Genomic DNA, 742 nt, shown 5'->3' with positions numbered 1-742 from the left:
GAATGAGTACACGCAAAGTGTGTTGTATGGCAGTTTTGCAAACAGCGATACAAAGTTATCTGCGAATGTGCCGTACACGTCATCAGTAATGATGAATAGGTCTTTACGCTTCTCTTCAACAAATGAAGTTAGGCGGTTTAGCGTATCGTCAGAGAACTTTACAGACGCAGGGTTTGCAGGGTTTACCACACAAAGCAATTTGATTTGCTCGTCAGCTAGCTTTTCAATCTCAGATTGAGGAAGCTGCCATGTTTTCTCGTCTAGACGGATTTCTACGATTTCCAGTTCGTACTCAGAAAGCTCTGGGATTTCTAGGTACGGAGTGAAGATAGGTGTCGTCAGTGCAACCTTGTCACCTTTTTTCAACAGACCATTGTGGAACATGGTTTGGAATGTGTAGGTCATTGACGCCGTGCCGCCTTCAGTTGCGAATAGGTCAAAGTTAGTCGTAGTTGGCATAGGGCCGTACATCTCTTCTGCGATGTATTGCTTAACCACTTTTTCAATGTTCACAAGCATGCGAGGAGGAACAGGGTAGTTACAGCCAAGGAATGCTAGTACTAGCTCGTTTAGGAACTCTTGCTTGTCGATACCGAGACGGTCTTTCGCGTAGCTGAGTGCTTTTTCTAGGAAACGAACGCCTTCAGATTCGCCTGCGTTACCTACGAACGTATCGAAACGCTCAACGATGCCTTTACCATCTGGGATGCCGCCAAAGCCCGCATCTAGGTATGCGTAGTTG

1 protein-coding gene is annotated in these 742 nt (G+C 46.1%); it reads right to left on the bottom strand.

The features are described 5' to 3' along the window. On the bottom strand, positions 1 to 742 hold a 742-nt coding region (locus TZ48_RS04255; RefSeq protein ID WP_112478364.1), incomplete at both ends, for a bifunctional aspartate transaminase/aspartate 4-decarboxylase.

The sequence above is a fragment of the Vibrio variabilis genome, from assembly GCF_003263785.1.
Lineage (GTDB): Bacteria > Pseudomonadota > Gammaproteobacteria > Enterobacterales > Vibrionaceae > Vibrio > Vibrio variabilis.
Note: the sequence above shows the minus strand (reverse complement) of the source record. Positions and strands in the feature narration are given on the sequence as shown.